14 protein-coding genes are annotated in these 15,919 nt (G+C 57.3%); 11 read left to right on the top strand and 3 right to left on the bottom strand.

What is annotated here, in order from left to right; translation table 11 throughout:
• Positions 1 to 190: 190 nt before the first annotated feature.
• The 7 genes from PSR63_RS00320 to PSR63_RS00290 all read left to right on the top strand — a co-directional run bounded on the left by PSR63_RS00320 (position 191) and on the right by PSR63_RS00290 (position 8,195).
• A complete protein-coding gene (locus tag PSR63_RS00320; protein ID WP_274329738.1) occupies positions 191 to 1,495 on the top strand; it encodes a diphosphate--fructose-6-phosphate 1-phosphotransferase in 1,305 nt (434 codons plus the stop codon).
• A 60-nt stretch (positions 1,496 to 1,555) separates the two neighbouring features.
• Positions 1,556 to 2,425: an HAD family hydrolase gene (locus tag PSR63_RS00315; protein WP_274329736.1), complete on the top strand. Its 870-nt coding sequence runs from the start codon at positions 1,556 to 1,558 to the stop codon at positions 2,423 to 2,425.
• A gap of 75 nt (positions 2,426 to 2,500) precedes the next feature.
• A complete protein-coding gene (gene gnd, locus PSR63_RS00310; protein WP_274329734.1) occupies positions 2,501 to 3,946 on the top strand; it encodes a decarboxylating NADP(+)-dependent phosphogluconate dehydrogenase in 1,446 nt (481 codons plus the stop codon).
• A gap of 99 nt (positions 3,947 to 4,045) precedes the next feature.
• Positions 4,046 to 4,831, top strand: a complete 786-nt coding sequence (locus PSR63_RS00305; protein ID WP_274329733.1) for an SDR family oxidoreductase — start codon at positions 4,046 to 4,048, stop codon at positions 4,829 to 4,831.
• Between the two features lie 95 nt (positions 4,832 to 4,926).
• Positions 4,927 to 5,316, top strand: a complete 390-nt coding sequence (locus PSR63_RS00300) for a hypothetical protein (protein ID WP_274329732.1) — start codon at positions 4,927 to 4,929, stop codon at positions 5,314 to 5,316.
• Between the two features lie 48 nt (positions 5,317 to 5,364).
• Positions 5,365 to 6,810: a glucose-6-phosphate dehydrogenase gene (gene zwf, locus PSR63_RS00295; RefSeq protein ID WP_274329730.1), complete on the top strand. Its 1,446-nt coding sequence runs from the start codon at positions 5,365 to 5,367 to the stop codon at positions 6,808 to 6,810.
• A 332-nt stretch (positions 6,811 to 7,142) separates the two neighbouring features.
• Positions 7,143 to 8,195 carry a tRNA dihydrouridine synthase gene (locus PSR63_RS00290; protein ID WP_274329729.1) on the top strand — a complete coding sequence of 351 codons (1,053 nt, stop codon included), beginning with the start codon at positions 7,143 to 7,145 and terminating at the stop codon, positions 8,193 to 8,195.
• Here the strand turns inward: PSR63_RS00290 and queG are convergent.
• Positions 8,176 to 9,285: a tRNA epoxyqueuosine(34) reductase QueG gene (gene queG, locus PSR63_RS00285; protein WP_274329727.1), complete on the bottom strand. Its 1,110-nt coding sequence runs from the start codon at positions 9,283 to 9,285 to the stop codon at positions 8,176 to 8,178. The genes PSR63_RS00290 and queG overlap by 20 nt on opposite strands.
• Positions 9,286 to 9,431: 146 nt before the next feature.
• Between queG and PSR63_RS00280 the strand changes: the two genes are divergently transcribed.
• The 4 genes from PSR63_RS00280 (at position 9,432) to dusB (ending at position 12,907) form a co-directional block, all read left to right on the top strand.
• On the top strand, positions 9,432 to 9,905 hold the full coding sequence (locus PSR63_RS00280) for a hypothetical protein (protein ID WP_274329725.1): 474 nt from the start codon (positions 9,432 to 9,434) through the stop codon (positions 9,903 to 9,905).
• 42 nt (positions 9,906 to 9,947) lie between these two features.
• Complete coding sequence (locus PSR63_RS00275) at positions 9,948 to 10,919, top strand: YwqG family protein (protein WP_274329723.1); 972 nt, start codon at positions 9,948 to 9,950, stop codon at positions 10,917 to 10,919.
• 205 nt (positions 10,920 to 11,124) lie between these two features.
• Positions 11,125 to 11,757 carry a hypothetical protein gene (locus PSR63_RS00270; RefSeq protein WP_274329721.1) on the top strand — a complete coding sequence of 211 codons (633 nt, stop codon included), beginning with the start codon at positions 11,125 to 11,127 and terminating at the stop codon, positions 11,755 to 11,757.
• Between the two features lie 76 nt (positions 11,758 to 11,833).
• A complete protein-coding gene (gene dusB, locus PSR63_RS00265) occupies positions 11,834 to 12,907 on the top strand; it encodes a tRNA dihydrouridine synthase DusB (RefSeq protein WP_443111074.1) in 1,074 nt (357 codons plus the stop codon).
• Between the two features lie 6 nt (positions 12,908 to 12,913).
• Here the strand turns inward: dusB and PSR63_RS00260 are convergent, their stop codons facing one another.
• On the bottom strand, positions 12,914 to 13,540 hold the full coding sequence (locus tag PSR63_RS00260) for a hypothetical protein (RefSeq protein ID WP_274329719.1): 627 nt from the start codon (positions 13,538 to 13,540) through the stop codon (positions 12,914 to 12,916).
• A gap of 74 nt (positions 13,541 to 13,614) precedes the next feature.
• Entirely contained in the window at positions 13,615 to 15,873 is a 2,259-nt protein-coding gene (locus tag PSR63_RS00255; protein ID WP_274329717.1) for an alanine/glycine:cation symporter family protein, read from the bottom strand.
• Positions 15,874 to 15,919: the final 46 nt, after the last annotated feature.

Below are 15,919 nucleotides of genomic sequence, written 5' to 3'. Positions count from 1 at the left end.
CGCTGTTCAGGCATGCATCTTGGGGCCTGAAATGCCAAACCAAAAGTGGCAAAGGAGCTTAGTTTGCCGCGGTGGCACCTCATTGCCGGTTGCTGTCATGTCTAGTAAAATTCGCGGTTTACCCTATCTTGCCGACCTGATCTGGAAGTAGGAAGGCGCAGACGGTCCCCATTGCGTATCGGTGGAAAGCATGAGCACCAAGAAGAACTTGATTGTTGCCCAAAGTGGTGGTCCTAGTCCGGTAATTAACAACACCCTTCGCGGTCTCGTGGAAGCGGCTTTGCAAACGGACAACATTGGGACCGTCTATGGTGCCCACCACGGGATCGAAGGCGTTCTCAAAGAAGAACTGATCAACCTGACCGATCAGCCAGCCGAAGAGATCTCGCTGCTTCGCTACACGCCGGCTGCCGGTTCCATCGGTACGTGCCGTTACAAGCTGAAGGATTGGCAGAACGAAGACTTCGATCGCTGCATGGAAGTTTTCAAGGCTCACAACATCGGTTACTTCGTCTACATCGGCGGTAACGACTCGATGGACACCGCCAACAAGATCGCCAAGATGGCCCAAGATCGTGGCCTTGATATGGTGGGTATCGGTGGTCCTAAGACGATCGATAACGACGTCGGCGATAGCGAGTTCAAGCTGATCGACCACACGCCTGGCTACGCATCGACGGCCAAGTACTGGATGCACATGATTCAGTATGCCAACGAAGAAAACCGCGGTAGCTCGCCAGCCGACCCGGTGCTGGTCATGCAGGCCATGGGCCGCAAGATCGGTTACATCCCAGCCGCTGCACGTTTGGCCGACCCCAAACGCGAAATGCCGCTGCAGATCTACATGGCCGAATCGCCGTGCTCGCTGGAAGAACTGCACGAGAACGTCAATAAGCAACTCAAGCAAGATGGCCGCTGCATCGTGGTCCTCAGCGAAGGCTTCGACGTCGGTGACATCGGTGCCCGTAAGGACTCGTTCGGTCATACCAGCTTCAGCGCCAGTAACATCACGGTCGCTCAGATCGTCACCAACTACCTCAACGACAACGGCCTTGCCGTTAAGGGTGCGGCTCGCTGCAATGTGAGCGGTACCGACCAGCGTCACGCGATGGCTTATGCCTCGTCGGTCGACCTGGACGAAGCCTATCACGCTGGTGAAATGGCCGCCGTTCTGGCCTCGACCGGTCAGTCTGGCTACATGTCGACCATCCTGCGAAACGAAGGCGACGTCTACAGCGTTCGCTACGACAAGGCACCTCTGTCGGAAGTCGCTAACAGCGAACGTACCTTCCCCAAGGATTGGATCGCACCAAGCGGTTACGATGTCACCGACGAGTTCGTCAAATATGCCAAGCCGCTGTTGGGCGAAGGCATGGTCAGTCTGCCGATGATCGATGGTCGTCAGCGTATGACCCGCCTGCAGAACTTGTATGCTGAACAAAAGCTGCCAGCGTACGTGCCACAGGCCGATCGCCAGGAAGCTCCGAAGAAGTAAATACGCGTCGAATCGCACCCCATCATCCACCATCTAACCCGATAGCGAGAACGAACAACCATGGTCTACCAGATTGAACCGAAGCAAGAGTTTCTTGTCGGCATTGACTCGGATGGTTGCGTCTTCGACACGATGGAACTGAAGCATAAAGAATGCTTTATTCCCAACATCATCAACTACTACGAACTGCAAGGCGTCAGCAAGTACGCTCGCGAAGCCGCCGAGTTCGTGAATCTCTACTCCAAGAGCCGCGGCATCAACCGTTTTCCTGCTTTGGTCGAAGCAATGGAATGGTTGCAGAAGCGTCCGGAAGTGATCGAACGCGGCGCGAAGATCACCATTCCCCAGTCGCTTAAGAAGTGGATCGCCGAAGAAACCAAGCTCGGTAACCCAGCTCTGGAAGCCAAGGTTGCCGAATCGAACGACCCGGACCTGGCTCACTGCTTGAAGTGGTCCAAGGCCGTTAACGAAACGGTCGCCGGTATGGTTCGCGGCGTGGCCCCCTTCCCTTCGGTTCGCAAGTGCCTGGAAAAGCTGACTGGCAAAGCCGACATGCTGGTTGTTTCGGCCACGCCAAACGATGCTCTGAACGATGAATGGACCGAGCACGATCTGCGTCAGTACGTGACCGAAATCTGCGGCCAGGAAGCTGGTAACAAGAAGGAAACGCTGACCAATGCCACTAAGTACAAGCCGAACCAAACGCTGATGATTGGCGATGCCCCTGGCGACTACAAAGCCGCCGTTGCCAACGATTGCTTGTTCTACCCGATCAACCCAGGCGACGAAGAAAACAGCTGGAAGCGATTCTACGACGAAGGAATCGACAAGTTCCTGAAGCTCGAGTTTGCCGGTGATTACCAAAAGGCGCTGCTCGAAGAATTCGACCGCTACCTGCCAGAAAAGCCAAGCTGGCCAGTCGTCGACTAAGCAAAACAAGGCGGCCCACTACACCGCACTATGAATACAACTGAATCCCGTTAATTCTCAGAGGAAAGAAACATCATGTCCGATGCTTCCTGCGATTTTGGTTTGATTGGTCTCGCCGTGATGGGCGAAAACCTGGCCCTGAACGTCGAAAGCCGCGGTTACAAAGTAGCCGTCTACAATCGAACTACCGAGAAGACGGATGAATTCATTGCAGGTCGTGCCGCCGGCAAGCAATTTATCGGTTGCCATGACCTGAAGCAGATGGTTGCTTCGCTGAAGCGTCCTCGCAAGATCATGATGCTGATCAAAGCCGGCCCAGCTGTCGACGCGGTGATCGAAGAACTGCTTCCTTTGATGGAACCAGGCGACATCATCATCGATGGTGGTAACACGCACTACGCCGACACCGAACGTCGTACCAAGTACGTCGAAGAAAAGGGCCTGCTGTTTGTCGGTTCCGGTGTTTCCGGTGGTGAAGAAGGTGCCTTGAAAGGCCCGAGCCTGATGCCTGGTGGTAGCGAAGCTGCCTGGCCGCACATCAAGGAAATCTTCCAGGCTATCTCGGCCAAGGTTGGTCCCAGCGAAGACATTCCTTGCTGCGAATGGGTTGGTCCTCGCGGTGCCGGTCACTACGTGAAGATGGTGCACAACGGCATCGAGTACGGCGATATGCAGCTGATCTGCGAAGCCTACTTCCTGCTCAAGCACGGTCTGGGTCTGACCAACGACGAACTGTACGAAGTGTTCGATCAATGGAACAGCGGCGACCTGCAAAGCTACCTGATCGAAATCACTCGCGACATCTTCAGCGTGAAGGATGACGACGGCGAAGGTTACCTGGTCGACAAGATCCTCGATGTCGCTGGTGCCAAGGGTACCGGTAAGTGGATGAGCCAGTTGGCTCTGGACCTGGGCGTGCCAAGCACCCTGGTCACGACCGCCGTGTACGCTCGCGGTTTGTCGGCTGCCAAGGAAGCCCGCGTCCGTGCCAGCAAGGTGCTGACCGGCCCTAGCGGCAAGACTTCCGAAGACCGCACCAAGTTCATCGAGCAGGTTCGCGAAGCATTGTACGCTTCCAAGCTGTGCAGCTATGCTCAAGGTTTCGTGCAACTGCAAGCCGCATCGGCCGAGCACGACTGGGACCTGAACTATGGCGACTGTGCCCTGTTGTGGCGTGGTGGCTGTATCATTCGTGCCCAGTTCCTCGATCGTATCAAGGAAGCTTTTGACAAAGACGCCAACCTCGAAAACCTGCTCTTGGATCCGTACTTCACCGAAGCGGTCACCAAGGGACAAGATGGCTGGCGAGCTGTGGTTAAGACGGCCGTTGAACTGGGTGTTCCGACCCCAGCATTCGCCGGAGCATTGGCCTACTACGATGGCTACCGCAACGACCGGTTGCCAGCCAACCTGTTGCAGGCCCAACGCGATTACTTTGGTGCTCACACGTTCCAGCGGACGGACAAGGAAGGTACCTTCCACGCCGAGTGGATTCAGCGTCGTCGCGAGCCAAAGTCCTAATTGCTCCCGCTAAGCGATTCGAATTTCTAACTCTCCTGCCATAAACTCCCAGGCCACCTTGGGTGCCTGGGAGTTCTAGAAAAAAGATCGATAGCCAGCATGGCAACTGATTTTCTAACCAAAATGTTCGGACTCGACGGGCAAGTCGCCGTCGTCATCGGGGCATCCGGTGTCCTGGGTGGGGCGATTGCGGAAGGTCTGGCCGCAGCCGGAGCAACCGTGGTCGTCAGTGGCCTGAATCCCCAGCGAGGACAAAGCCGCGCCGATCGGATCATTGCAGCCGGCGGTAAGGCGGAGTTCATCGCCGCCGACACGCTCTCGCGAGACTCGCTGGCCGAGCTTCGCGACAAGTGCCTGGAAAAGTTCGGTCGGGTCGACATGCTGGTCAACTGTGCCGGCGTGAACTCTTCGGTTCCCTACGAAGAGATCACCGACGCAGACTGGCAGCGCGTCCTCGATACCAACCTCACCGGTACGCACCTCGCCTGCCAGGCTTTCGCTCCGACGATGGCCAAGCAGGAGCAAGGCGGCGCCGTGCTGAACATCGGTAGCGTGACGGCTCACTTGCCGCTCTCGCGGGTGTTTGCCTACTCGGCCTCGAAAGCGGCCGTCGAGAACCTGACCAAGAACCTGGCCCGCGAGTATGCCACCCAGAACGTGCGATTCAACACGCTCTGCCCTGGCTTCTTCCCGGCCGAGCAAAACCGCAAGATCCTCGACAAAGAACGCGTCGATAACATCATCGGCCAAACGCCCATGGCCCGCTTCGGCGAACCCGAAGAACTGGTCGGCACCTCGATCCTGCTGTTGTCGCAAGCAGCCGGCAGCTTCGTCACCGGTGCCACGGTGTACGTCGACGGCGGTTTCACGGCGATGCGGTTTTAGTTGACAAAACATCGAGACTCGCCCCACGAACGTCTCACTAGCACTGTGTGCATTCCATCCGTCAGAATCATTGACCATGTGGAGACGATATCAGCGTGGATAAGCCCCGCCAAAAGTGGCAGCTTTCACTAAGAGTCATACTTATTCTCGTGGGCGTTATCGCAATCGCTTTTGCGATTTGGATACCTCGCGAGAAGCCGCCCCAACGGTTTACGCTCGATACACTGTTAATCAGTCCTGATATTCGTAACCGGGTTATTGTGGGAGATTCGATAACAGGTGAATTTCAGATCGTTGGGTTTCTCAAAGTCTCCACACTTCACCCCGATGATTCTTTGAACCCTGAGAAATCTACCCTCGTTTATGACCAGCAACGTTATGAGCCAGCAGATTTAAATTTGCCACCAGGCCATGTTTATTTGCTTTACTTGGTTGTCGAACGAGGGGAAGAATCACCACAATGGGTTGCAGTTGAGCTGGACTAAGGGAAAACTCACCAGGAAGTACGGACCAGGAGCGGAACAGGAATAGCCATGTCTCATACGATTGTCATCTTTGGTGCTTCTGGGGATCTCACCAGCCGGAAACTGATTCCGGCTCTGTACCTGCTGTCGAAAAAGAAGCGTCTGCCTGAGGGGACGCGGATTGTGGGCATGTCGCGAACCGAGTTTTCGCACGATGCCTGGCGTGACGAGTTGAAGAAGAGCACGCAGAAGTTCACCAACTCGAAGTTTGAAGAAGAGTCGTGGAACGAGTTTGCCGCGAACATCTACTATCACCCCGGTGATCTGACGCAACTGGACGACCTTAAAGGGCTGAAGTCGCTGCTGGAAGAACTGGAAGCCGGACCGGCCGAACGCGTCTATTACCTGTCGACGGCACCTCGGCTGTATATCGCCGCGATCGATCAACTCGGCGAGTCCGGCCTGGCTAACCAGGACGAAGGCCCGCGTCGCATCGTGCTGGAAAAGCCATTCGGTTACGACCTGGGCACGGCCAAAAAGCTGAACTCGGACGTTAACCGCGTCTTCCCCGAAGAGCAGGTATACCGCATCGATCACTACCTGGGGAAAGAAACGGTTCAGAACCTGATGGTGATGCGGTTTGCGAACTCGATCTTCGAGCCGCTCTGGAATCGTAATTACATCGACCACGTGCAGATCACCGTGGCTGAAGAAGTGGTAGTGGGACGCCGCGGTGGCTACTACGATCAAGCCGGCGTCCTGCGAGACATGTTCCAGAATCATCTCTTGCAGCTGCTGATGGTCACGGCGATGGAAGCCCCCGTTCGTTTCGACGCCGACATGGTACGAGATGAAAAGGTGAAGGTGCTGCAGGCCATCCGCCCGATGTCGTCAGAGGAGATCGCCGAGGAAACGCTGCGTGGCCAATACGCTGGCTACCGCCAGGAAGAAGGCGTGCCCAAAGATAGCCAGACCGAAACGTTCGCAGCACTACGGTTGTGGGTCGATAACTGGCGCTGGAACGGCGTGCCGTTCTACTTGCGTAGCGGCAAAGGCATGTCGTGCCGCACCACCCAGATCGTCATCCAATATCGTCATCCGCCGCATGCACTCTTCGGTCAGAGGTCCTATGTCGACGCGTGCCGCCTGGTGATGCAGATTCAGCCTGCCGAAGGCCTTCAGCTGCAGATTCAGACGAAGGTGCCGGACTCGGGCATGATGACTCGGACCAGCCCGTTGGACTTCCGCTTCTGCAAAGAGTTCCAAGGCGAAATGCCCGACGCGTACCAGCGTCTGCTGCTGGATGCCATCCAAGGAGATGCCAGCCTGTTTGCTCGTAGCGACGAAGTGGAACTGGCCTGGGGAATCATCGACCCGATCATCCAGACCTGGCGTTCGGCCGAGGCCCCCACGCTGCACCTTTACGAAACCGGCTACTGGGGACCAAACGAATCGAACGACTGGATGGAAGAGCACAAACGTCAGTGGTTCGACGTCTGCCCGATCCTGCATTAAGATCGGTCAAGAAATAAAAACGGGGCCGAACGGTTGGGGCAGGTAACCATTCGACCCCTTCGCGTCGCTGGTGATCTCAGAAACCAGCGACATGTGCTCACGAATGTTTCTGGCTGGGGTAAGTCAACGAAAGAAACACTTCTGTGTGACCATTTATCGACCACCCATTGGGCGGTCTTTACTGAAGTTGAAAATTTCCTCGGTGAGCGAAAACTATCTCTTGATACAAAACCGGCAGTTGGCGGAAAGTCGCACTACTCGCCTGCGGGTCAGTTGATATCCTGTTGATAAAGTAAACCGATTAGACTGATTTTCGAGGTTATAACGGCCCAATGGCCCTTCGACTTGGCAATTTAGAACTTGATTTCCCGCTCGTACAAGCAGCCCTGTCGGGGTACAGCGATATGTCGATGCGTGTCATCGCGCGTCGTTTGGGTGCCCCTTACACCATCTGCGAAGTGATGCTCGACAAGTTTTTGGTCGAGCTGAACGACCGAAAAAAGAATCGACATTTTTTGGCGATCGCTGAGGAAGAACACCCAGTCGGGGGGCAATTGATGGGGGCCGAGCCACAGCAGTTCGCCGCCGGGGCTGCCAAACTGGTCGAAGCTGGCTTCGACGTGATCGACATCAACTTCGGCTGCCCGGTGAAGAAGGTCCTGGGGCGTTGCCGTGGCGGGTTTCATCTCAGCCAGCCGGACGTGGCCTTGGATATCGTTCGCCGCACGCGCGATGTCGTGCCCAATGATATGCCGCTGACCGTGAAAATGCGTCGCGGAATCGACGATACCCAGGAGAGCCGCGATAAGTTTTTCGAGATCCTCGACGGCGCGTTCGAGATCGGCGTCGACGCCATCACGGTGCATGGCCGTACGGTCGAGCAGCGGTACATCGGTCCCAGTCGCTGGGAGTTCCTGGCCGAAGTGAAGCGGCATGTGGGGGATCGCACGATCCTGGGCAGCGGCGACTTGTTCTCGGCTCAGGACTGCTTCGACATGATGAACGAAACCGGCGTCAACGGCGTGACGGTGGCCCGGGGTGCGATCGGCAATCCATGGATCTTCCAGCAAGCCCGAGCCCTGGCAGCCGGCGAGCCGCTGCCGCCTCCGCCGACCACCTTCGAGCAGCTAGAGATCATCCAAGAGCATCTCCGCCTGGTGGTCGAGTTGTACGGCGAAAACAAAGCAATGACCAACTTCCGCAAGTTCGGCGTGAAGTATTCGTTCCTGCATCCGCAAGTGGAAGACGTACGAGCCAAGTTCGTGCGGATCCGCGAGATGTCGGACTGGGAAGCGATTCGCGACGAGTTCTACGCGGTCGATCAGCCAGGGCAGTACCTGTCCGGCGAGATCCACAACAAGCAGGTCAACTGCTCGGCCGGTTAGCCAGTGCCGTCTCGATTTCGCGGCGGACGTGCTCGTCCTCTTCGACCGTTAGCCGCTGTGCCAGTAGCTGCAAAGCTTCCTGCTGAGGATGCTTTCCCAGCGCCCAGGCCGACGCGCCGCGGATGAGCCACTCTTCATCCGCCAGCCCGCGTGATAGGGGTGGCACATTGTCCTCATGCGGCTGGTTGCCCAGCACGATTGCCGCATTGCGAAGAATGCCCCGCCGCTTGGTTCGCCATAGCGGCGTCTTGCGAAAGCGATCCCGAAAGTCGTCGTCAGTCATCGTGAACAAGCTTCGAAGTTCGAACGGTGCGCGGTCGCTGGCCGGGTAGAAGGCCTCGTGCGACGAGACCGGCGACTTGTTGTTCCACGGGCAGACGTCCTGGCAAACATCGCAGCCAAACACCCAGTCGTGCATCCCGGTTCGAAGCTCGGTAGGAATCTCGTCGCGAAGTTCGATCGTCAGGTACGAGATGCACCGCGTGGCATCGAGCACTCCAGGGCTGGGGAACGCGTCGGTCGGGCAAGCGGTCAGGCAGGCCGTGCATGTGCCGCAATGGCTGGCGTTGTGAGGGTCGTCGTACACCAGTTCCCGGTCGATCAGGATCGCGGCCAAGAAGAACAAGCTACCCAGTTGTTTGTTGAGCAGCATCGTGTTCTTGCCGATCCAGCCGAGGCCGGCCAGCTGAGCGAACTCGCGTTCTAAGAGGGGCGCGGTGTCGACCACGCCGCGAACGTTTGCTTCCGGCTCTCTCTGGGCGATCGCCTTCTTGAGTTGCTTGAGCCGGGCATGAATCCAGTCGTGGTAGTCGAGCTCGCCGAACGCATAGCGTGACACCCTCCCCTGCCCGCTTGCAAGCGGCGGGATGGGCTCGCTTTTGTAATTGAGGGCCAGCATCACGATGCTTTGTACGCCGTCGAGCACATGCTTGGGATGGGCGTACGCATCGCGGCGGTCTTCTAAATACTGCATCTGGCCTGCGTAGCCGGCGTCCAGCCAGTCGTGAAAACGGCTCAGGCCCGTCGGGGTTACGGCCGGACAAATGCCCACCGCCGAAAAGCCCAGCTGGTGGGCCTCGTGACGGATCAAAGATGTCAGATCTATATGGGGATCGGGCACGTGTTCAAAACCGGCAAATGAATTTGCGTTCGTTTGGGGGCGTAATTAGGGTGGATTTATATGGATTGAATTGCCAGGGAGGGGTTCATCGGGTTGATCACGCAAGGTGTTCTGAGATGCGCAAGGTACTGCTCGTGCTGCTGGCTGCGGCCATGACCGCAGGTTTAATTTCGACTCGCGAAGCGATGGCCGATGGTAACATCATCGTCCATAGTACTTCATCGGTCGGCTTCGGAAACAACTGTGGCTTAGGGTACGGCAACCGTTGGTCGTGGGGCCCCTACTCCCTCAATCGCTCGCTGGGCTATCTGCCGATGCCCCCATATTATGCGATGCATCCGCCCGTCTACTACTCGCACAACGTGGCCGTCCCTTACGGCATGAGTCCGTACCCGATTTCGTCGTACTCGCCGAGCGTTTCATACGTGGCCGAACGGTCGATTCCGGAACCGCAGGTTGTCGTGAATCCTTACGTCGATCAAGATACTCCGATCGACGAAGGCTCGACCGAGCCAGCGATGAAGGTCGTTGACGCCGAGGGGGAATCGGTTGCCGTTCAATCTCCGAAGGTCGTTAATAATTCATACTAACGCCTGATTTCGTGGCTCACCTGGATTTGCTAGGTTTGGGCTATGGAATATTCATTTGAGTCGCTTCAGGCGAAGTTAGATCAGCTGCTGGCCGAAGAGCCGGCACTTGATGCGGACAAGATCAAGCGAATCGCACGTCCGTCGATTCGCTTGCTTGAGGGGGAGAGAATTCCTACCTCGTATTCTTTGGGTGCCTCGCGTATGGCAGGCGTGCCGGATGTGCCTGCCCATTTTCAGTGGCCCTATTTCGAGCCGCAAGAAGGTGACACCGATTGCTGCGGTCATGATCTTCCACTCGGCAAGCCGCTTCCGCTGGACTTTATCGCCCAGCTTGATCTCGCCAAGCTACCACGCATCGATCCGGCAATTCCAACGACCGGTTGGCTCTACTTCTTCTACGATGTGAAGGGGCAACCGTGGGGGATGGAGCCCAAAGAGAAAGATCGCTTCCGGGTGATGTACTTCGACTGCCCGCGGGATGATCTACATCCGGCCACGGTGCCTGATGGCTTCGATCCGGATTATGTCCTCAGCGAGCATTGGTCGCTGGAGGCGGAGGTCGAGCTGACGTTGCCTGCCGAGTACGTCGGCTACGATGAATTCGACTCGCCGCGTTTCGCCGCCTACGAGCGTCTCAAAGAGAAGTTGGTTCCAGCTGGTTTCCCTTGCAACCGCTTTCTGGGGCATGCCGATGTGATTCAAAGCCCAATGGACGACCTTCACGATCCGTTCGGCGAGGAAGATGATGACGAGGAGGTTTCGATCGAAGAGGCAAATGCTTTCCTTGATAGCTTGATGAAGGGTGAGGCGGAAATCGAGAACCCTTACCCCAAGCGTAGTAAGGCCCTCGAAGAAGATACGCTGCCTTGGCGACTCCTATTACAGGTTGACTCAGACCCCAATGACGGCAATTTCACGTGGGGTAGCGAAGGAAGGATCTATTTCCTCATCCAGAAAGAGGATCTGATAGCACGCCGGTTTGATCGCATCTGGTTGGAACTGCAGACGACATGATCGCTCGGACTGGCTGCATGGAAACTTGAGAGATTTCTCTCAGGTTTCCGCAATTCGTCTTGCTGCTGGCTAGCAGTCTTTGGTAACCTCCCCCCGCCGTCAGCCAGTTCGTTGTGCGCTGACGCCATGGTTTGATTTCGGGAGGATGGCAATTTCCCTGGCAGGATGCCGGAAAATGGATGCCGTATCCGGAAAAGGATTTCCTATGAGAAGCCTCGTATCTGCAAGCTTTCTATTGCTCTTGATGGCCGGCTGCCAAAACCAGCAGTCGCAGATGAATCCTTTTGCCGTCTACGGACCGCAGCGTCTTCCCCCTCCTGGTACGCAAACCTATGGGCAGCCTGCCCAGACGGCTCCTTATTATCAAGGGCCAGCCGCTACTCAGGCTCCGACCATTCAAGGTGGCTATCAGACCAATCCGCCTGCTCAGTTTACGCCGCCGCCCAATACGGCTCCGACGACTCAGCCTCCTTCAAGCTACGGTCAGCAGCAGTGGCGTAGTGTGAGCGAGTCTGCGCCAAGTAATAGCAGCAGCGGCGGCGTCGTACCGGCCAGCTATACCGAAGAGGTGAACATGTCGACCTCTTCCAGTACGCCAGCGACGACTCCTTCCGCAACGACCGCGTCAGGTACGACGGCGTCCAGTAGCAGCACGAACCCTTACATGCGCGGTATGCACGTCAACGAGGTGACCGAAGTGGTCCCGGTTCAGTCCGCCCCAGCCACCACGTTGGCTCCTCCGGCCACGTCGACGATGCCTAATACCAGCTGGTCGACACCTCCGCAGGCCTACAGCAGCCCCTCGAGCGGTTCGATCAGCCCAAGCCGCATTCCGTAGGCGGGCGTTCTAAGTCCTTTGCGGCTTTCCAGTTTGCCACTTGACGATTTCGGCTGAGTGGGAAACGATAAAGCCCATGGATACTCCGCATCAATTCGACCTGACCGGCATCGAGCCGACCACTGAAGACCTGAAAGTGCCGCCGCTGAAAATCGGCGATATGGTCATCGATCCGCCGATTCTGCAGGCCCCCATGGCGGGCTTCACCAACTATGCATTCCGGCAGATCGTGCGCGGATACGGCGGTGTGGGGCTCTTGGCGACTGAAATGGTCAATGCCCGCGGGTTTCATTGGTTGGATGAAAACGAAGCCGAGTTCCCTGAGCGCTTGTGGGGTGTCGAAGACGAGGCCCGTCCACTGGCCGTTCAGATCTGGGATAACCAGCCGGACGTGATGGCCAAGGTGGGGCGCCGCCTGGTTGAAGAGTTCAAAGTGAGCGTCGTCGACATCAACTTCGGTTGCCCTGTGAAGCAGGTCACCGAAAAGGCTCACAGCGGATCGTATCTATTGCGAGTCCCAGAGCGGATGGGGCAGATCATCTCGAAGCTGGTCGAGGCGTGTGCTCCGACGCCGGTCACGGCGAAGATTCGCCTGGGCTGCTCGATGGATTCGATCAATGCCAACGACATCGCCCACGTGGTGGAAGAGAGTGGTGCCGCGGCCTTGACCGTGCACGGCCGGGTTGCGTCGCAGTTCTTCAAAGGGGAAGCCGACTGGGAGCGTATCTCTGAGATCAAATCGCACCTGAAGAAGATCCCGCTGATCGGCAACGGCGACCTCGATTCGGCCGAGAAGGTTTACCGAGCGTTTCGTAACTTTGACGTCGACGGCGTGATGATCGCTCGAGCGTGCCTGGGGCGCCCTTGGCTGTTCGCTCAAGCGGCCGCGGCGATCGCCGGCAAACCAATCCCGCCAGAGCCAACCCTGGTCGAGCAGCGGGACTGCATGCTCAAGCATTACGACCTGGTGGTGCGGCGATTTGGCGAAAGCAAGGGAACGCTGCTGATGCGGAAGTTCGCCTGCTGTTACGCCCAGGGCAAGTCCGGGGCACGCCACTTCCGCAAGCATGTGGCCAACGTTGCCAGCCCTGGCGAGTTCTACGAAGTGGTCGAGAAGCACTTCCCGATCGAGGCTCCAGCCACGGCTTAATGCCGTTTACCAACCGCAGTGGTTGTGTTGCTCGTGGCCGTGCCAGTGGTGGCTGCGGAAGTGCGTTTGGTGCGAGGCAATCGGCTCGTTCAGGCCACGCTCGGTGTTAAGCATCCGCTGGTCGTCGCTGGTGTCGAACTTGCCATCGAGGCCGGCACTGCGAATGGCGAATCTGCCATCTTCTTCCGGTTCGTAGCGAACCGCGTTGCCATAGCCGTCTTCAAACTTGAGGACCAGCTTGTTCCCTTCGATCCCTTCGGGCAGCTTGTTGTTCTCTTGGCGGTACGACTCGATCTCGACACAGGCCGTGTTGAGCACTTCGCGCGTCTGCTCGATTTTGGGGACTTCGTACTGATAGTGATGCACGGCGGAAGCGGCCATGGCGATTGAGCCGACACCGACTGCGACGATGGTCGTGCCGATCCCGCCAATGATCGTCCCGGCGATGGCGATCCCACGCTTCTTAGAAAACAAACCGAAGAAGCTCAGCAGGAGACCCAGCGGGCACAACAGGCCGAAGGTCATCAGCAGACCAAACAGCGAAATCCCGAAGCCCCAGGCCCCCAGGACATTCGAGGGGGACGACTTCTTATGGTGACACTGGTTCGATTCGTGGCACGGGCGCGAACACATCGGACAACTTCCTTTTTCCGGGGGGGAACGTGGGAAAGCAAAACGCATTTCCCACTCAGGAAGTCATTCGCGGCTTACTTGAATTTCTTGAACTCGCCGGCCTGATATTTTTGCCAGTACACTTTCAGTGCCGCGCGGACCTTAGGAGCTAAGAGCAACGCACCTAAGATGTTAGGAAAGGCCATCGAGAGGATCATGAAGTCGGAAAAATCGAGCACGCTGCCCAGTTCAAAGATCGTGCCGATGAACACCGCGAACACGAAGATCACCTTGTAGACGTAAATGCTGCGGGCACCGAACAGGCGTTCCCAGCAGCGTTCGCCGTAGTAGCTCCAGGAAACGATCGTCGAGAAGGCAAACAAAACCACAGCCACCATCAGGATGTACGGGAACCAGGAGATCTCGGCCTCGAACGCTTCCGCGGTGAGCTGTACCCCTTCCAAACCCTGATCCAAGATCCAGCCTCGGTTGTCCCAGGCACCGGTGATCAGAATTACCAAGGCCGTCATCGAACAGACGACGATCGTATCGATGAATGGCCCCAAGAGGGCGACAAAGCCTTCGCGGACAGGCTCGTCCGTCTTCGCGGCACTGTGGGCGATTGCCGCACTACCGACGCCCGCTTCGTTACTGAACGCGGCACGCTGAACGCCGATGACGATCACGCCCAAAATCCCGCCACGCACGGCTTCAGGGTTGAACGCTTCGGTAAAGATCTGGGCGATCAGTTCGGGAAGCTGTGTGATGTGAGCTCCAATAATCCATAAGCAGGCCACGATGTACATCAAGCACATCGCCGGCACGATCTTACTGGCCGTTGCTCCGATACGCTTGATGCCACCGATGATGACCAGACCCACGAAGAAGGCCAGAGCGATACCAAAGATCGGGTTGAACATGCTCTCAAATGAATCGACCTTGGTCTGGAGTTCCGTGGCACGCTTTTCAAGTTCGCGAACCTTGACCAGGTCTCCTTCGGCAGCGGCGGCGCCGAGTTCTCGTTTGACTTGGCTCAGTTCGTGGAGTTCATCGTCTTGAACGACCGTTAGCACCATCGAAGCTGCCTGGTTGGCTTGGAACATGTTCCCACCGCCGAAGCTGGCCATGATGCACATGATGGCGAAAATAATCGCGATCACCTGGCCGATCGGCTTCAGGCCAAACTGTGAAAACGCGTGCGTCAGATACTGCATCGGACCGCCGAGGATCGTACCGTCCGGCTTTACCTCGCGGTACATCTGACCGAGGGTACACTCGACGAACTTACTGGTCATGCCAAAGAAGCCGCACAGCAGCATCCAGAAGAACGCCCCAGGTCCACCGGCCGACATGGCAATGGTCACACCGGCGATATTACCCAGGCCCACCGTCGCGGAAAGGGCCGACGCAAGCGCTTGAAAGTGAGTAACTTCGCCCGGCTCGTCCGGGTTGTCGTACGTTCCGCGGACGATGCTGACCGCGTGGCCAAATCCCCAGAAGTTGACGAACGCGAAGAAGAGGGTGAAGAAGACCGCACCACCGGAAAGCCATAGCACCACGATCGGAGCCCCGCCGACGTACTCGGTAAACAGGTAAGGAGTATCTTCCGGATTGCCACCGCTGAGAGCCAACTTCCCTTCGTGGGCGCGCTGTTGGATCTGCTCAGGGGTCAGCCAGGTCGATTCGTCTTCATTGAGCGAGTTGCGCAGCTTGGTGACCGGCTGGAAGGTGATCTTGTCCCCTTCCTTGATCCGCACGTACTTGGTTGAGTTGTTGATGATGTACAGAACGTAATCGACCGGCTGTTCTTTCTCTTTGCCGGCGGCGTCGGTGCGATTCAGAACGCCGATGCGATAGATTCGGTCGGAGCTTGGCGAGGTGGCGATCTTGCCCAGGTCGGCCCACTCTTGGATCTTTTCTTGGTTGATCTCGTCCGGCAGATCGGCTGGCTTGCGGACCTTGCTGTTCTCGGCGATGACGAAGGGGCCGTCGGTGCCGCGATCGCGAACGTAGTAGACGACGTCGTCCATCTGAGCGTACTGCCGCTCGGTCGAGAAGACGCGGTAGAAAAGCGTTTGAGCCATCTTACCGACCATCCACTCAAACGGCTTATCGAAGTACTGAAACGCCGTCCAGGGTTCGGTGTCGGTCAGGTTCACCGCCGCTGGGTAGCTATCGTCTGAGGAGGCTTTCGGCGCTTCTGCCGGCTGATCCTGATCCTTTGGAGCGGCTTCTTCCGCGACCGGCTCTTCCGGCGGATTATCCTGGCCGTAAGTTGCCACAGGAAAGAGCGAAAGAGCGACGAGCGTGAGCAGCGCCACATGCCAAGGCGTGGAGAGTCGACTTGCGATCATGCAATATTCCCAAACTGCCAACCTTCCTGATTCGACATGGGGCCCG

This window comes from Bremerella sp. P1, assembly GCF_028748185.1.
In the GTDB taxonomy this organism is placed as follows: Bacteria; Planctomycetota; Planctomycetia; order Pirellulales; family Pirellulaceae; genus Bremerella.
This window is presented reverse-complemented; position numbering and strand designations above follow the sequence as displayed.